This window comes from Alicyclobacillus cycloheptanicus (assembly GCF_028751525.1).
GTDB classification, from domain to species: domain Bacteria; phylum Bacillota; class Bacilli; order Alicyclobacillales; family Alicyclobacillaceae; genus Alicyclobacillus_L; species Alicyclobacillus_L cycloheptanicus.
The window spans coordinates 3,316,586-3,331,186 of sequence record NZ_CP067097.1; the positions used below are offsets into that span (position 1 = coordinate 3,316,586).

Annotated in this window: 20 protein-coding genes; all 20 read left to right on the forward strand. The window is 59.5% G+C overall.

Going from position 1 to position 14,601, the window contains the following annotated elements; all coding sequences use genetic code 11:
- Nucleotides 1-71: 71 nt before the first annotated feature.
- The 20 genes from aroQ to JI721_RS15580 all read left to right on the forward strand — a co-directional run bounded on the left by aroQ (nucleotide 72) and on the right by JI721_RS15580 (nucleotide 14,589).
- A complete protein-coding gene (gene aroQ / locus JI721_RS15485) occupies nucleotides 72-536 on the forward strand; it encodes a type II 3-dehydroquinate dehydratase (protein ID WP_274455748.1) in 465 nt (154 codons plus the stop codon).
- On the forward strand, nucleotides 536-1,612 hold the full coding sequence (locus JI721_RS15490) for a M24 family metallopeptidase (RefSeq protein ID WP_274457900.1): 1,077 nt from the start codon (nucleotides 536-538) through the stop codon (nucleotides 1,610-1,612). The genes aroQ and JI721_RS15490 overlap by 1 nt, the downstream gene beginning before the upstream one ends.
- 36 nt (nucleotides 1,613-1,648) lie before the next feature.
- The gene (efp, locus tag JI721_RS15495) at nucleotides 1,649-2,206 is read left to right on the forward strand and encodes an elongation factor P (RefSeq protein ID WP_274455749.1); all 558 of its coding nucleotides are present in this window, start codon (nucleotides 1,649-1,651) and stop codon (nucleotides 2,204-2,206) included.
- 225 nt (nucleotides 2,207-2,431) lie between these two features.
- Nucleotides 2,432-2,704, forward strand: coding sequence for a YqhV family protein (locus JI721_RS15500; RefSeq protein WP_274455751.1), 273 nt, complete (start codon nucleotides 2,432-2,434; stop codon nucleotides 2,702-2,704).
- A 468-nt stretch (nucleotides 2,705-3,172) separates the two neighbouring features.
- Nucleotides 3,173-4,201, forward strand: coding sequence for a stage III sporulation protein AA (gene spoIIIAA / locus JI721_RS15505; protein ID WP_274455753.1), 1,029 nt, complete (start codon nucleotides 3,173-3,175; stop codon nucleotides 4,199-4,201).
- On the forward strand, nucleotides 4,198-4,713 hold the full coding sequence (spoIIIAB, locus tag JI721_RS15510; RefSeq protein WP_274455755.1) for a stage III sporulation protein SpoIIIAB: 516 nt from the start codon (nucleotides 4,198-4,200) through the stop codon (nucleotides 4,711-4,713). The genes spoIIIAA and spoIIIAB overlap by 4 nt, the downstream gene beginning before the upstream one ends.
- Nucleotides 4,714-4,775: 62 nt before the next feature.
- Nucleotides 4,776-4,979, forward strand: a complete 204-nt coding sequence (gene spoIIIAC, locus JI721_RS15515; protein WP_274455756.1) for a stage III sporulation protein AC — start codon at nucleotides 4,776-4,778, stop codon at nucleotides 4,977-4,979.
- 10 nt (nucleotides 4,980-4,989) lie between these two features.
- Nucleotides 4,990-5,376 carry a stage III sporulation protein AD gene (gene spoIIIAD / locus JI721_RS15520; RefSeq protein ID WP_274455757.1) on the forward strand — a complete coding sequence of 129 codons (387 nt, stop codon included), beginning with the start codon at nucleotides 4,990-4,992 and terminating at the stop codon, nucleotides 5,374-5,376.
- A gap of 53 nt (nucleotides 5,377-5,429) precedes the next feature.
- The gene (gene spoIIIAE, locus JI721_RS15525; protein ID WP_274455758.1) at nucleotides 5,430-6,665 is read left to right on the forward strand and encodes a stage III sporulation protein AE; all 1,236 of its coding nucleotides are present in this window, start codon (nucleotides 5,430-5,432) and stop codon (nucleotides 6,663-6,665) included.
- The gene (gene spoIIIAF, locus JI721_RS15530; RefSeq protein ID WP_274455759.1) at nucleotides 6,662-7,225 is read left to right on the forward strand and encodes a stage III sporulation protein AF; all 564 of its coding nucleotides are present in this window, start codon (nucleotides 6,662-6,664) and stop codon (nucleotides 7,223-7,225) included. The genes spoIIIAE and spoIIIAF overlap by 4 nt, the downstream gene beginning before the upstream one ends.
- A 26-nt stretch (nucleotides 7,226-7,251) precedes the next feature.
- Nucleotides 7,252-7,827 carry a hypothetical protein gene (locus JI721_RS15535; protein WP_274455760.1) on the forward strand — a complete coding sequence of 192 codons (576 nt, stop codon included), beginning with the start codon at nucleotides 7,252-7,254 and terminating at the stop codon, nucleotides 7,825-7,827.
- 27 nt (nucleotides 7,828-7,854) lie between these two features.
- Nucleotides 7,855-8,502: a SpoIIIAH-like family protein gene (locus JI721_RS15540; protein WP_274455761.1), complete on the forward strand. Its 648-nt coding sequence runs from the start codon at nucleotides 7,855-7,857 to the stop codon at nucleotides 8,500-8,502.
- A 148-nt stretch (nucleotides 8,503-8,650) separates the two neighbouring features.
- Nucleotides 8,651-9,148 carry an acetyl-CoA carboxylase biotin carboxyl carrier protein gene (gene accB / locus JI721_RS15545; RefSeq protein WP_274455762.1) on the forward strand — a complete coding sequence of 166 codons (498 nt, stop codon included), beginning with the start codon at nucleotides 8,651-8,653 and terminating at the stop codon, nucleotides 9,146-9,148.
- Nucleotides 9,149-9,222: 74 nt separating this feature from the next.
- Nucleotides 9,223-10,566, forward strand: a complete 1,344-nt coding sequence (gene accC, locus JI721_RS15550; protein WP_274455763.1) for an acetyl-CoA carboxylase biotin carboxylase subunit — start codon at nucleotides 9,223-9,225, stop codon at nucleotides 10,564-10,566.
- 74 nt (nucleotides 10,567-10,640) lie between these two features.
- A complete protein-coding gene (locus JI721_RS15555; protein WP_274455764.1) occupies nucleotides 10,641-11,072 on the forward strand; it encodes an Asp23/Gls24 family envelope stress response protein in 432 nt (143 codons plus the stop codon).
- A 196-nt stretch (nucleotides 11,073-11,268) separates the two neighbouring features.
- A complete protein-coding gene (amaP, locus tag JI721_RS15560) occupies nucleotides 11,269-11,814 on the forward strand; it encodes an alkaline shock response membrane anchor protein AmaP (protein WP_274455765.1) in 546 nt (181 codons plus the stop codon).
- Nucleotides 11,815-11,817: 3 nt separating this feature from the next.
- Nucleotides 11,818-12,051, forward strand: a complete 234-nt coding sequence (locus tag JI721_RS15565) for a DUF2273 domain-containing protein (RefSeq protein WP_274455766.1) — start codon at nucleotides 11,818-11,820, stop codon at nucleotides 12,049-12,051.
- A gap of 27 nt (nucleotides 12,052-12,078) precedes the next feature.
- The gene (gene nusB / locus JI721_RS15570; protein WP_274455767.1) at nucleotides 12,079-12,540 is read left to right on the forward strand and encodes a transcription antitermination factor NusB; all 462 of its coding nucleotides are present in this window, start codon (nucleotides 12,079-12,081) and stop codon (nucleotides 12,538-12,540) included.
- An 8-nt stretch (nucleotides 12,541-12,548) separates the two neighbouring features.
- Nucleotides 12,549-13,535, forward strand: a complete 987-nt coding sequence (locus JI721_RS15575; protein WP_274455768.1) for a Kae1-like domain-containing protein — start codon at nucleotides 12,549-12,551, stop codon at nucleotides 13,533-13,535.
- A gap of 49 nt (nucleotides 13,536-13,584) precedes the next feature.
- Nucleotides 13,585-14,589: an NAD(P)/FAD-dependent oxidoreductase gene (locus JI721_RS15580; RefSeq protein WP_274455770.1), complete on the forward strand. Its 1,005-nt coding sequence runs from the start codon at nucleotides 13,585-13,587 to the stop codon at nucleotides 14,587-14,589.
- Nucleotides 14,590-14,601 lie beyond the last annotated feature (12 nt).

Here is a 14,601-nt window from a genome sequence, read left to right on the forward strand (position 1 = left end):
TTCAGTATAGCAATCCATATGGTACAATAACAAAGATTTTGGCCGTGCTGCGGCAGGAAGGACGGTCCTTTGTGTCAGTCCCCGGGAAGGTATTGCTGCTTGTCAATGGTCCCAATTTGAATCGGCTTGGCCAGCGCGACCGCGCCGTGTATGGGTCCGAGACGCTGTCCGACATCGTACGCCGCGTGGAAGCCGTGGCCCATCGTCACGGGGCCAGCGTACGTGCCTTTCAGTCCAACCACGAAGGGGCCATCATCGACTTTTTGCAGCAGGAAGGCCCGAACGCCGACGGACTCGTCATCAACCCTGGTGCACTCGGGCACTACGGTTATGCGCTTCGAGATTGTCTGGCCGATCTCTGCCTTCCAATTGTTGAAGTACATATTTCGAACGTGCATAAGCGGGAACCGTTTCGGCATCAGCTGGTGCTGTCAGGTGTCGTAACGGGGCAAATCGTCGGACTTGGCGCGGCGGGGTACGAGCTCGCGGCCGCCTATTTGCTGCGTCAAGCGATGCCGGAGGGGGAAACATCGTGATCGAACGGTTGCAGCGCCTGCGAGACCGTCTGGCCGCAGACGCGTTGGATGGGTTCATCGTCGCTCGGCCGGAGAATCGACGCTACATGAGCGGATTCACCGGGACCGCCGGAACGATTCTCATCACCCAGCGCGCGGCATGGTTCATTGCCGATTTCCGGTACGTGGAGCAGGCCAAGGCGCAGTGCATCGGCTACGAGGTGGTGCCGCAGGGTGACACGCTGCTGGATACGATGGAAGCGTTGTTGAAGACGGCGGGTGTGAAACGTCTCGGCTTTGAGCAGGACTACCTGACGTATGGGGACGTGTTGGCCTGGCGTCAACTGGAAACGCGTATCCCCGGGCTGCAGCTGGTCGCAACGAGCCAAGTGGTGGATACGCTGCGGATGGTGAAAGACGCTGGGGAAGTCGCCGCCATTGAGCGGGCGGCTGCCGTTGCGGATGCAGGGTTTGACTTCATTCTCGGGATCTTGCGCCCGGGCGTCAAGGAGGCCGACGTCGCGTTTGAACTGGAGATGTTCATGCGCAAACGGGGTGCATCCGCCGTCTCGTTCGAGACGATTGTGGCTTCCGGCTGGCGCAGTGCGCTGCCCCATGGGGTCGCCAGCGACAAGACGATTGCGTCAGGAGAACTGGTGACCCTCGATTTCGGCGCCGTTGTGGATGGCTACAGCTCGGACATCACACGTACTGTCGTCGTCGGAACACCGACCGATGAACAAAAGCGCGTGTACCAGGTAGTGCTCGATGCACAGCTGCGCGCCATTGAAGCCGTGGCAGCGGGAAAGACGGGCAAGGAACTGGATGCGGTCGCGCGCGATTTCCTCGCGCAGCATCAGCTGGGAGACGCCTTTGGCCATAGTCTTGGGCATGGGATTGGCCTGGAGATTCACGAAGGCCCGCGGCTGTCAAAAGTCAGCGAGGACGTGCTCGCGCCCGGCATGGTGGTCACCGTCGAGCCCGGGGTGTACCTGCCTGGCTGGGGCGGGGTGCGAATCGAGGACGACCTGCTGGTGGAATCAGGCGGCGGCCGGATTCTGACCCATTCACCAAAGCGTGATCTCATCTCAATTTAATCGACATCTGTATGTGACCACAGGAGGGAACATGGAATGATTTCCAGCAACGACTTTCGTCCCGGGACGACCATCGAAGTGGACGGACAAATTTTCCGTGTGATTGAGTTTTTGCACGTAAAGCCTGGCAAGGGTGCGGCGTTTGTGCGCACCAAGCTGAAAAACGTGAAGACGGGCGCGGTTCGCGAACAGACCTTCCGCGCCGGTGAAAAAGTGCCGCGCGCGCGCATCGAGACCCGTGAAATGCAGTATTTGTACGCAGAGGGCGACATGTACACCTTCATGGACACCGAGACGTTTGAACAAATCCAGATTCCGAAGTCGCAGCTCGAGTACGAATTGAACTTCCTCAAGGAGAACATGAACTGCTATGTGGTGATGCACGAGGGGGCAGCCATCGGGATCGACTTGCCGAACACGGTCGAACTGGAGGTCGTGCGCACGGAGCCGGGCATCAAGGGCGACACCGCGACCGGCGGCAGCAAGCCGGCCACCGTGGAAACCGGCTATACGCTGCAAGTCCCGCTGTTTGTGAACGAAGGTGACCGCCTGTTGATTGACACGCGGTCGGGAAATTACATTTCCCGCGCCTGACGTCGTGTAACATCCTGCGCCGCATGTCGGCGCAGGCCGCTGCGCAGGAGCGAAGGCGCAGCCACCCATTCACTGATGATAAAGACCGTTCCCCATGCAAAGCGGTGCAGGGGGAGCGGCTTTTTTGTTCTCAGGCGGTTTCCGTTTGCATATAAACGAGGTGTACAAGCCTCGTTCCGGATGGCGTTGGGCGGGGCCACACTTCGTGGGTGAGGCGATGCGCCGATGTTCGAGATTGAAGACAAAGTTGTGTACGCGATGGCCAGTTTGCGCTTTTTGTCCAGTTGTGTCGAGTGTCTTGGGGCCGTCCTGATGCTGTACTTCGGTACCGCGCACAAGGCCCTGCAAGTCAACGGTGCCCTGGCACTGGTGGGCCCGTTTGTGCTGGTGACGGTGACGTTCCTGGGCATCGCCGGGATGGCCGGTCAAGTGCCGTGGTGGAAAATTGGGCTGATCGTCGTCGGCGTCGGCTGCATCCTGACGGGCGCGCGCGGCTGAACGTAAGAACGTAAGGCTGAACGTAAGAACGTAAGGCTGAACGTAAGAACGTAAGGCTGAACGTAAGAACGTAAGGCTGAACGTAAGAACGTAAGGCACGGCTTGTCCAGCACAGTGCCGCGAAACCGCGCTGACAGAGCGCCGCTCGGGTGCCCCGTACAGGCGCGGCTTCGCATGTACGGCTGGGACTCAAGTTTGACTTGCTTTTCCCTGACGATTTCGAAGAAAGCTGAAAACCAGCGCCATCAACAGCACGAAAATCACGAGAAACACAACGATCCACCGAATCATGACCGCAAGTTCCATGGGGTTCCTTCCCTCCTCAACCAGCCGATCTGCCTCCCTCCTATTGCATGCACAGGCGCGCGAGTCCGTGCAGGCGGTCCATGCCAAGTTGAGACCCGGAAGCGGGCATAAGCTTGTTCACCTGCCCATATATATGGACTACCAGGGAGGTGGACAACGGTTGTGGCAACGGACGAATCGTCGATCGACGAGGTTTCTTCGCTGTGGCGGCAAGCCCTTCGCGTTTGTCCGGCGGAAGTTCAGCAGCGCGTCCTGCAACTGCCTGCGTCCACGCTGGTCAAGATGGAGGAATTGCGCTTTCGGCTGGGACAGCCCGTAGAAATCTGCGGCGCGGCGCTGGACCGGTTTCTGCACCGGGAGGCCGGGTTGACCGACGACCCAGGCGAGGCGTGGATCACGACGGAAGCCGATTTGTCTCGTGTCGTCCAGGGGGTTACGCAATCGTCGTTGTATGCCGTCGAGGACGAGCTGCGGCGCGGCTTTGTGACCATGCCTGGCGGGCACCGCGTCGGTGTCGCCGGACATGTCGTGTTGTACGAGTCGGGAGCGGTGCGTTCGATTCGTTCCATCACGTCCGTCAACATCCGCATCGCAAAGGAATGCCTGGGTGCCGCCGACCGACTGCGCCCGTATGTCGCCAGGCGGACGGACGGACGGCCGTACAGCGTACTCATCGTCTCGCCTCCGCAGTGCGGCAAGACCACCATTCTCCGGGACTTGGCGCGCCAATGGAGCGAAGGGGTGATTTCACCCGCCAGTCGTGCCCGCAAAGTGTGCGTGGTCGACGAGCGCTCTGAGCTTGCAGGCTGCCTCGCGGGTGTGCCGCAGTTCCGGCTGGGCCCGCGCACCGACATTCTTGACGCCTGTCCGAAGGCGGAGGGCCTGTTGATGGCGATTCGCAGCCTGTCGCCTGAACTCGTGGTCACGGACGAAATCGGCCGTGCGCAAGATCGCGACGCCATTTTGGAGGCCACACACGCGGGCGTGGCCGTGCTGGCCAGCGCCCATGCCGGAACCATTGAGGAGTGGCGGCGCCGGCCGTACATGTCGGAATTGTTTGAAGCCCGCGCGTTTCAGCGGTATGTGCTGCTCAGTCGAAGACAGGGTCCTGGCACGGTGGAGCTGGTCCTGGACGAGCACGGCCATCCGTTGGCAGGGTTTGCGGGCGCGCGGAGGGGAGATGGGCCATGATTCGAGCGCTGGGTGCAGCGATGGTCGTCGGTGCATCCACGGTCGCAGGGTTTCGCGTCGCGTCCTGGTACCGGCGCCGGCCGGCGGAACTGCGTGCACTGTTGCAGGCGGTGCGCCTGCTGCAGACCGAGATTGAATTCAGCGTCACACCCCTTCCGCAGGCATTGACGCACGTCGGCAAGCGCACCAGCGCGCCTGCCAGCCTGCTGTTTCTGACCGCGGGAGAAGCGCTGGAGGCACCTGAGGTCGGACCGGCGGAAGCGTTTGCCCGGGGGATTGCCGCGTGTGAGCCAAAGAGCGCACTCGTCGCACGGGACTTTGAGTGCCTGGTGGAATTCGGAAGCACCCTCGGGACGTCCGACCGGATTCACCAAAGCCAGCAAATTGAAGTGACGCTGGCGCGATTGTCCGCCCTGGAGGAAGAGGCGCGCGAGGCACAGCGGCGCAATGAGCGGTTGTGGCAGTATCTTGGCGTTCTGGCCGGACTGCTGGTGGTCATCCTGCTGTACTGAGTCGTCCATCGAGCAGGTGGCCGCAGGGCATTGCGAGGCGGAGGTGTTTGGGGGGAGATGGCATGACGCCAGAGGTTCGCGCGGTGTTTCAGATTGCCGGAATTGGGTTCCTGGTGGCCATTCTGCACACCATTTTGAAACAGAGCGGGAAAGAGGAATTCGCGCACTGGACGACGTTTGTCGGGTTTGTCGCGGTTTTTGTGATTGTCATTGGCTACGTCGACCAGCTGTATTCAGAAATCACTCGCGTGTTTCTGAATCAGTAGGTGAGGTCCGTTGCACATCCTTCAAATGGTAGGCATCGGTCTCACCGCGACGACGCTGGCAGCACTGCTTCGGCAGCGGGCACCACAGTTCGCCATGATGGTCGCTTTTCTGGCCGGTACCGTGCTCTTGTTGATGGTCTTGCAACACATGGCGTCGGTGGTCCAGATGCTGACGCAGCTGGCGGATGCGGCCAAGCTCGACCATGGTTTTCTGGCCACGGTGCTGAGAATCATCGGAATCGCGTACATCGTTGAATTTGCGGCGCAGGTGGCGCGCGATGCACAGGAAGGTGCGCTGGCCGGAAGGATTGAACTGGCGGGTAAGGTCGGCATTGTGATCCTCGCCATTCCCATCGTCACAGACGTGATTCAGGCGCTCGTCCATCTGCTGCCATGACGGTCACGAAGGTTGCGGCTGGTGAAAAACGCGCCACGAGGGAGGAGGAACCCATGCGACGCATCACGCCAGCGCTCGTACGAAAACTCGGCATCGCGTGGGCGGTCTTTCTGCTGACACTGGTCGTGCACGCGACAGCCGCATGGGCGGACAATGCCGCGGCCCAGCCATCGAACGCTGCCAGCACACCCACGGTATCCGTACAGCAGGCAGCCAACGAACAACTGGACCACCTGCCGATTCAGTCCATCACGCGCTTCTGGGATGCGCTGCAGCAGGAGTACGGTGGTTATCTGCCCGACGCGAGCGGCACCAGCCTGGTGCGCGACATTCTGGACAATGGAGGCATCAACCTGCACGGCATGGTGCAGGGTGTCATCCAGTATCTGTTGGACACGCTGATTGACAACGCGCGTCTGCTCGGCGGGATTTTGGTGCTGTCGGTGCTTGCGGCCGTCCTCGAGTCGCTGCAGGGGGCGTTCGAGCAACAGACGGTGAGTCAGGTTGCGTACGCGATGATCTTTCTGGTGCTGATGGTGCTCGCCATCGGGTCGTTCACGGAAGCCATTGGTACCGCGCGGCACGCCATTCAGTCGATGAACGACTTCATGCTCGCCACCGTTCCGCTCATGACGGGGCTCTTGGCGGCGTCCGGCGCAGTTGCGTCGGCGGCGTTTTTCAATCCCGTCGTGATGGTGGCGGTGGAAGTCGTCAGCAACCTCGTGTTCCTGGTCGTGTTTCCGCTGATTTTCTTTTCGGCGGTCCTGGACATCGCGAGCGCGCTGTCGCCGCGGTACCAGCTCACGCGGCTGGCGGGGCTGCTGCGCAGCGGCGGCGTCGCGGTGCTTGGGCTTGGCCTGTCCGCCTTTTTGGGCGTCACGGCGGTCCTCGGCGCCGGCCGCGGCATCGCGGACGGGGTCTCGCTGCGAGTCATCAAGTTCGGCGTTGGCACCTTTGTGCCGGTCGTCGGCAAGGCGGTCGCGGACGCTACGGAAACCATCGCCAGCGCTTCGCTGCTGGTGAAGAACGCGGTCGGGATCGGCGGATTGGTCATTGTGGCGTGCCTCGCGTTGTTCCCGGCGTTGAAAATCCTGGCGCTGTCGCTCATTTACAACGGCGGCGCAGCGCTTATGCAGCCGCTGGGCGACACGCCGCTGATTGCCTGCCTCGGCGCGCTGGGCAAGAGTCTGCTGTTGGTGTTCGCCAGTGTCGCTGCCGTGGCGCTGATGTTTTTCATCTTCATCTGCATCCTCCTGGCGTCTGCCAATTTGGCGGTGGTGATGGGATGACAGCCCTTGGCGAGTGGCTCAAGCAGATGGTCATCATTGTGCTGCTGGCGGTATTTACGGAGCTCCTGCTGCCGACGAAGGCGATGCAGAAGTACGTGCGTATGGTGATGGGACTGGCCATCATCGCGGCGATGCTCCAGCCCATCGTGCCGTTGTTTCAGCGCGACTGGGCAGACCAGGCTGCGGCTGCGGCGGCCCGCGAGGTGACAGGCACGAACGCGACGGATGCAACAGCGCCCGGCGGCGGAGAAGCTTCGGGGTGGAATGCGCAAAGTGCTGCCGGGATGTCGAACCTCTCCGGGCTTCGTTCCACGCTGCAAAGTGAAACGGACCAAACGATCGACGACCTCTTGGCTTCGTATCTGCAGCAAAACCTCGAGGACACCGAGCACTTGTCCATCTCGTCGATCACGGTGACAGGGTCTGCAGAACAGGGCAGCTTGCAGGTCGTGGTGCACGCGAACCTGACGCCCGAAGAGCAAAGCGAGGTACGGCAGTCGGTGGCGAAGCAGCTGGGGATTTCGACATCGCGGGTCAGCGTGCTTGCACCGAATGCCTAAGGGAGCGCAGAAAGGGGAACGTGGCAGTGGATTGGAAGCCATTTTTGCAAAATCGATGGCTCCTGGTGCTGGGGGCGCTCGGCATCGTCCTCCTGGTGTTCGGTTCCATCTGGAGCCGAGCCGGAAACGCCGTGCAGACCGTCGCTGGGGTGGCGCAGCAGACGCAAAACAGCACCACCGGGTCGAGCAATGAACTCTCCAGTGATGTCAATCAGGTCGATCCAGGTCTGGTGTTCGAAAACCTGTACGACTCGCAGTTGACGAACATGCTGGACCAAATTGCCGGCGTCAACAGCGTGCATGTCATGGTCACCCTCGACTCCACGGAAACCTTGCGACTCGCACAGAATTTGCAAGAAACGACCCAAGAGCAGGGGGGCACGAAGACGTCGACCAGTGTGAACAAACAGACGACGACCATCCATACGGCGTCGGGCGCTGACGAACCGATTGTGATTGAACGCCTGGCGCCAGCCGTGCGGGGCGTGCTGGTGACAGTGAACGCGCAAGATTTTTACACAGCAAAAGCAGAAATCATTGACGCGATCACGAATGTGTTGGACGTGCCTGCATATAAAATTAGCGTAGAGCCTCAAAAATAACATTGGTAGAATCCCAAGGAGGAATGCATGGTGGTAAAAAGGCAAACAGTTTGGCTGTCGACGATGATGGTTCTATCATTGATGCTGATTGGCTACTATACAATGAATGGCGGCCAGACCACGACCACGTCGTCGACGGACACCAGTCCTTCCATCAGCACGACGACAACCCAGGAGAACGGCAGCAGCAGTCAGGGTTCCCAGAACGCGGGTGGAACAACGGCAACGGGGAGCACCTCTGCCTCGACCGGGAAGTCCGCATCGCAATCCACTTCCAAGTCCTCCAGCAGCGTGAATGCCGCAACGGGGCCGTCGAGTGGTGCGGACTGGTTCACGAACTACCAGACTCAGGTTGAGCAGCAAATCTCGCAAAAAGAGGCTGCTGCAACGCAAATTATCGCCAACAGCAACGCTTCCACACAGCAGTTGGCCCAAGCGCAGCAGGAACTGCGCCAGTACATGAATCTTGACGGGGCCATCAGCGACGCGCGCCAGCAGATTCTCGGAGAAGGGTTTAAGAACTGCGTCATTGCGCCAAATGCGACGGGACAAGGGGCCCAGGTGTACGTACAGACCAACAAGCTGTCGGCTGAAGATGCGGTAAAGGTGATGAACATTGTCAGTCAGCAACTGAACATTCCGATCAATTCGGTGATTGTCCACCAGCACGCCTGATGATGGATGCGGCGGATTCGCCAGAGCGCCCTGAGGCTGCGAGCTGCCAGGGCGCTTGCTGTCCTCCCGGTTCACACTCTGCAACCCGCTTTTGGCCTATGGTATACTGGACGAGTGGGTAATGAGTTATTGTCGGGGAGTGACGGACTTGTTCAAGATTGGGGAAATTCGTGAGTTAATCCGACTGTTGGATGAAACGAGTGTTGCAGAACTTAAAGTAGAAACCGATGATATGAAGTTCCTGATTAAAAAGGCTGATGTGCCAGCAACGCCCGTCGTGGTCTCGTCCACGCCATCCAATACCGCTCCGGCGCCGGTCGCTGTACCCGCTGCCGCAGCGCCAAGCACACCCGCCGCGGCACCGGCTGCCCCAGCTGCCGATGCGCCTTTGGAGCAGGATGAAAATGTGCACTTTGTCACGTCGCCGATGGTCGGCACATTCTACCGCGCGCCTGCGCCTGACGCACCGCCATACGTGGAGCCGGGTACCAAGGTGAATCCGAAGTCCGTGGTCTGCATTGTTGAAGCGATGAAGCTCATGAACGAAATCGAAGCAGAGGTTTCCGGTGAAGTACTCGAGGTGCTTGTGGACAACGGGCAACTCGTTGAATATGGGCAGCCTCTGATCAAAATCCGGCGCGCATAATCGAACGTCCAGACGCGTCCGGAAGGACAGCGTTCCATGGGCTTGTCGGACAACTTTGCGAAGGGGATTTCAGGATGTTTAAACGGGTACTCATTGCCAACCGGGGTGAAATTGCGGTACGCGTCATTCGGGCTTGCAAGGAACTGGGGATTGAGACCGTCGCGGTATACTCAGAAGCCGATCGCGACGCGCTCCACGTTCAGTTGGCCGATGAGGCATATTGTATTGGACCTACACCCAGCAAAAACAGCTACTTACATATTCCAAGCCTCATTACCGTGGCCACATTGACTGGTGTGGACGCAATTCATCCTGGCTATGGCTTTCTGGCTGAAAACAGCGATTTTGCGGAAATGTGCGAGGCGGTCGGCATTACCTTTATTGGGCCGAGCGCACATGCCATTGAAACGATGGGAGATAAATCTGTCGCCAAGGAAACCATGAAGAAAGCGGGCGTTCCTACGGTGCCCGGCAGTGACGGCCTGGTCGCGGATGCAGACGAAGCGATCGAAATTGCCAGCCGCATCGGTTACCCGGTGATTATCAAGGCGACTGCTGGGGGCGGCGGCAAGGGGATTCGAATTGTCCGCGACGAAGAGAGTCTGCGGCAGGCTGTCAGCATGGCACAGCGCGAAGCGGAATCGGCGTTTGGGAATGCTGGCGTGTATCTCGAAAAATATATTGAACAAATGCGACATGTTGAAATCCAGGTGCTGGCTGACCGTCACGGCAACGTGATTCACCTCGGTGAGCGGGATTGTTCAATTCAACGACGGCTGCAGAAGCTGGTGGAGGAAGCGCCTTCGCCGGTACTGTCACCCGAAACCCGGGAAGCGATGGGCAAGGCAGCCGTTGCAGCAGCGAAAGCCGTGGACTATGTTGGCGCGGGTACGGTCGAGTTTATCTATTCGCTCGATGGTTCGTTCTATTTCATGGAGATGAACACCCGCATCCAGGTTGAGCACCCGGTGACCGAGTGGGTGACATCTGTCGATCTCGTCCGCGAGCAAATTCTGGCAGCCGCAGGCGAACCCTTGTCGGTGCGGCAAGAAGATATCCAATTGGTTGGTCACGCCATTGAGTGCCGCATCAATGCTGAAGACCCGGCGAGGAATTTCATGCCCGCCCCGGGCCGCGTCGTGGATTATCTGCCGCCGGGTGGTATCGGCGTACGTGTGGACAGCGCCGTTTATCCGGGTTATACCGTGCCGCCTTATTATGATTCCATGGTGGCGAAGCTCATTGTTTGGGCGCCCACGCGTGAGCAGGCGATTGCGCGGATGTCACGGGCCCTCAGTGAATTTCGTGTGGAAGGCATTCAGACGACGATACCGTTTCACATGAAGCTCATGGAAAACGAGCAGTTTCGGTCAGGGCAATTTACCACGCGGTTTTTGGAAGAGAACACGATTTTGTAAGCCGTGTCTCGACGCGTGTTCGGAACAGAGATGGATGGGTGGGGCTGTCTCACCGCCAAGGAGGCGTGTTCGGTATGCAAGACATGGAGTTTCAGGCCAGCGAGATGGGCAAGATTCAGATTGCCGATGAAGTGTTGCAGGTCATTGCCGGGCTTGCCGCGAGTGAAGTTGCTGGCGTGGTCGGGATGAGCGGCAGTTTTGCGGGCGGTTTGACAGAGCAGCTGTTGGGACGCAAGAACCTCGCCAAAGGGGTCAAGGTGGAGTTCGGCGACGGCGATAAGGAGTGCTCTGTCGATTTGTCGGTCGTCCTTGATTTTGGCGTCAACATCCCGGAGACGTGCATGCTCGTGCAGGAGAACGTGAAACAGGCCATCGAGAGCATGACTGGACTCCATGTGCTGGCCGTTCATGTTCACGTGGGTGCGGTTGCCTTTAACCAGGAAAAGTTGCACGCTAAACAGAGAGAAGTGACGGAGCTGCTGCCTGGCGACAAGAAGAGTCACTAATCGCTTGGCCTCAAGCGCGCCAAACTCATAGAGGAGCGGTATCTGCGCTGCCGAAGCGCGAAAGCGCCAAGGCAGCGTATGGCAACCGCGCAAGCGCTAAGGCAACAAATACGCCAAGCTCATAGAGGAGCGGCATCTACGCTGCCGAACCGCGCAAGCGCTAAGGCAGCGTATGGCACCGTATGGGAGGGATTCGGTGAGCATTCTCGATCGGTTTTTGTTAGTTCTGCTGACGCTCGGCAGCCTCTGTGCAGCGGTCATCCTGCTGCTCGTCGGCCTGGGCTCGGCCGGCGGCTGGATTCAGACGGCGCTCAGCACCGCAATGGCCTACCCGGCGTACACCATCGTTATCGCGATCGTGTTTGGGCTGCTGGCTCTCCGATTCCTGTTCTACCGATGGGGAAGACCCGAGGAGGACTACGTTGTGCTCCCCGGCGACCATGGATTCGTCCGAATTTCGTTTGAAACCATTCGCCAGCTGGCGAATCGGACAGGGAAGTCCATTCGCGGGGTACAGGAGTTTGACACGCGCGTTCGCAATGGACAAGCTGGCGTCGTGCTGGCGTCACGCGTTCGCGTGCTGCCGGACGTTGAGTTGACGCAAATGAGCAACGAGATTCAGAATGCGGTGAAGAGCTATGTGGAACAGACGGCCGGTGTCACGGTGGAGCGTGTGACGGTGAATGTCGTGGAATTGGCGCCGCATTCTGCGAACAAGAGTTCGCGAGCCTGGGTGGACTAAGGTATGAAATGGCTGGCTTCGTTTGCGGCGCGGATCCTCCAGCTCAGACAGCGCTGGCTCGGCCTTTTGGCAGGCTGCGGCGTGTGGCTGGCCTGGATGATCTTTGGTTTTTGGAACACGATCTTGCTCATACTGTTAGCAGGACTCGGCTATGCCGTAGGGAGAATCACGGAAGCGCGGACGTCCTGGAAGGACATTGTCGAAAAGCTGCTTTCGGAACACTCTTCGGACCGCTGATTTGTGCACTGTGGAAGGGGTACGACCATGAAAAGGCATGAAGCGCGCCAGTGCGCGCTCCAGGCGTTATATCAAATCGATGTGGGGAAGGGGCATGCCCACGCATCGATTCGGCATGTGTTAGAGGAATTCGGTCATGCCGCCACGGAACGGGATGTCGCGTACATCGAGCGGCTTGTGACGGGCACGGAATCCGAACAGGCGGACATCGATGAACTGCTGGGCACCCATGTCGAGGGATGGAAACTGGACCGAATCGCCCGCGTCGATCTCAACATTCTTCGCTTGGCCGTGTATGAATTACGGCACGAACTGGATGTGGATGCAGCGACCATCGTCGACGAGGCGGTCGAGTTGGCCAAGGACTTTGGTTCCGATGAGTCGGGCCGCTTTGTGAACGGCGTTCTGGCGCGCATGCTGCCGGTGACGCGGCCGACGAACGACAATCCATCTGCGAGTGGCGCAGAATCCGATGTGTCCGATGGTTGAGGTGACGTATGCAGTACATCCTTGGGGTTGATACAAGCAACTACACCACGTCCCTGTGCCTGGTATCTGCGGCGGACGGCCGGTTGGCGGCGGAGGCGCGGCGCCTTTTACCTGTAGCAGCAGGACAAAGAGGGCTTCGGCAGTCAGAAGCGCTCTTTTTTCATGTTCGGCATCTGCCCGTATTGATGGACACGTTGATGGGGGAGGTGAGACGCGTCGATGCTGCCGCAGCCATCGCGGCCATTGGCGTCTCCGTTCGCCCGCGGCCGTTTTGCACCTCGTACATGCCAGTGTTTACCGCGGGTGCATCGTTTGCCGCGTCGCTTGGCCGCGCGCTCGGCGTGCCGGTGCTGCAGACGTCCCATCAGGAGGGTCATCTCGCGGCGGCGACTTACCAACCTGACACACCGCGCCTGCGCGACAGGTTTCTGGGCGTGCACCTCTCTGGCGGCACGTCCGACGTGTTTGCCGCACGTCAAACCCGGTTTGGCTATCACGTCACGATGATTGGCGAAGGCGCAGACCTGCACGCCGGTCAGTTTGTCGATCGCGTCGGGGTCGCGCTGGGCTGTCCGTTTCCCGCCGGCCCTGCTCTCGAGCAGCTGGCCAGCCAGGCGCCCGGCGATTTCCGCCTGCGTTTCCCGGCCAGTGTGAACGGCGCCAGCATGAGTTTCTCCGGCCCTTGTTCGGCGGCGATGCGTGCCATTGACCAGGGCGAGCCGCCGGAAGTTGTGGCGGCCGCGGTGCAGGCCTGTATCGCGAACACCCTGGTCAAGGCGATTGCTCATGCCTGCGAACAACACACGGATCTGACGGATTGCGTGGTGGCCGGCGGGGTGGCGGAAAACCGCTTTATCCGGCAGCGGCTCGTGGACAAGCTGGCGGCGCTGCGCAGCGATGTGCAGCTTCATTTTGCGCCGGCCAGGTTCTCTTCCGACAACGCGCTTGGGGTGGCCTTGATTGCCAGGCGTCATTGGTACGGTACAAAGGGCTGAGGTATAATGAGCGAGTATGAAGCTCGCAGCATCGGGGGAGGGAATCACCTTGGCGGACGGCTTGCAGCAAAACCAGCAGGTGTACGACATCAATATCATTGGCGGCGGCCCAACCGGTTTATTTGCGGCCTTTTACTGTGGCATGCGAAACGCAACCTGCAATATTATCGACAGTTTGCCCGAACTGGGCGGACAGCTTGCAACGCTCTATCCGGAAAAGTTCATCTACGATGTGGGTGGATTTCCGAAGATTCGTTCGCGAGACTTAGTCGAGCAGTTGAAGCAGCAGGCGTTTCAGTACGACACGACGGCCGTGCACCTGAACGAGCGGGTGGAAGGTCTGCATCGCCGGGACGACGGCATTTTTGAACTGAGAACGGACAAACAGGTCCATCTTTCAAAAGCCATCATCATTTGTGCAGGTATTGGTGTGTTTACACCGAAGCCGTTGCCGGGTGAAAACGTGGACGCCTTCCCTGACGACGTATTCTACTTTATCGATAATCTTGATAAGTTCCGCAATAAGCACGTCCTGGTGGTTGGCGGCGGGGACTCGGCCGTCGACTTTGCGCTGATGCTCGACGGTGCGGCGAAGCAGGTCACGCTGATTCACCGGCGCGACCAATTCCGGGCACACGAAGAAAGTGTGCGCCAGCTGCACGCATCTGGCGTGGAGGTTCGGACATTTTACGAATTGAAGGCGCTGCACGGAGACGGCAGGCTGAAGCGTGCGACACTGATTCAGAACAAAACGCAGGAGACCGTCGACATTCCGGTGGACGCGGTGGTCAGCGGTTTGGGATTCTCTGCGTCGCTTGGTCCCATCAACGAGTGGGGGCTGGAGATTGAAAACAACGAGATTGTGGTCAACACCCGGATGGAGACGAATATTCCGGGGATATACGCTGCCGGTGACATCGTGACGTATCCGGGCAAGGTCAAACTCATCGCGACCGGGTTCGGCGAGGCACCGACCGCAGTGAACAACGCGAAGACGTATATTGACCCGAAAGCCCGGCTGTCTCCGGGGCACAGCAGCAACCGCAAAGAGTAAGCAGGACAGAGG

What these genes read in the sequence shown, in the direction of transcription:
- JI721_RS15565 (WP_274455766.1), top strand. Translation starts at nt 11,818, where the DNA reads ATGAAATGGCTGGCTTCGTTTGCGGCGCGGATCCTCCAGCTCAGACAG.
- spoIIIAF (WP_274455759.1), top strand. Translation starts at nt 6,662, where the DNA reads ATGACAGCCCTTGGCGAGTGGCTCAAGCAGATGGTCATCATTGTGCTG.
- JI721_RS15540 (WP_274455761.1), top strand. Translation starts at nt 7,855, where the DNA reads ATGGTGGTAAAAAGGCAAACAGTTTGGCTGTCGACGATGATGGTTCTA.
- JI721_RS15500 (WP_274455751.1), top strand. Translation starts at nt 2,432, where the DNA reads ATGTTCGAGATTGAAGACAAAGTTGTGTACGCGATGGCCAGTTTGCGC.
- JI721_RS15575 (WP_274455768.1), top strand. Translation starts at nt 12,549, where the DNA reads ATGCAGTACATCCTTGGGGTTGATACAAGCAACTACACCACGTCCCTG.
- efp (WP_274455749.1), top strand. Translation starts at nt 1,649, where the DNA reads ATGATTTCCAGCAACGACTTTCGTCCCGGGACGACCATCGAAGTGGAC.
- JI721_RS15555 (WP_274455764.1), top strand. Translation starts at nt 10,641, where the DNA reads ATGCAAGACATGGAGTTTCAGGCCAGCGAGATGGGCAAGATTCAGATT.
- spoIIIAE (WP_274455758.1), top strand. Translation starts at nt 5,430, where the DNA reads ATGCGACGCATCACGCCAGCGCTCGTACGAAAACTCGGCATCGCGTGG.
- nusB (WP_274455767.1), top strand. Translation starts at nt 12,079, where the DNA reads ATGAAAAGGCATGAAGCGCGCCAGTGCGCGCTCCAGGCGTTATATCAA.
- spoIIIAB (WP_274455755.1), top strand. Translation starts at nt 4,198, where the DNA reads ATGATTCGAGCGCTGGGTGCAGCGATGGTCGTCGGTGCATCCACGGTC.
- spoIIIAC (WP_274455756.1), top strand. Translation starts at nt 4,776, where the DNA reads ATGACGCCAGAGGTTCGCGCGGTGTTTCAGATTGCCGGAATTGGGTTC.
- accC (WP_274455763.1), top strand. Translation starts at nt 9,223, where the DNA reads ATGTTTAAACGGGTACTCATTGCCAACCGGGGTGAAATTGCGGTACGC.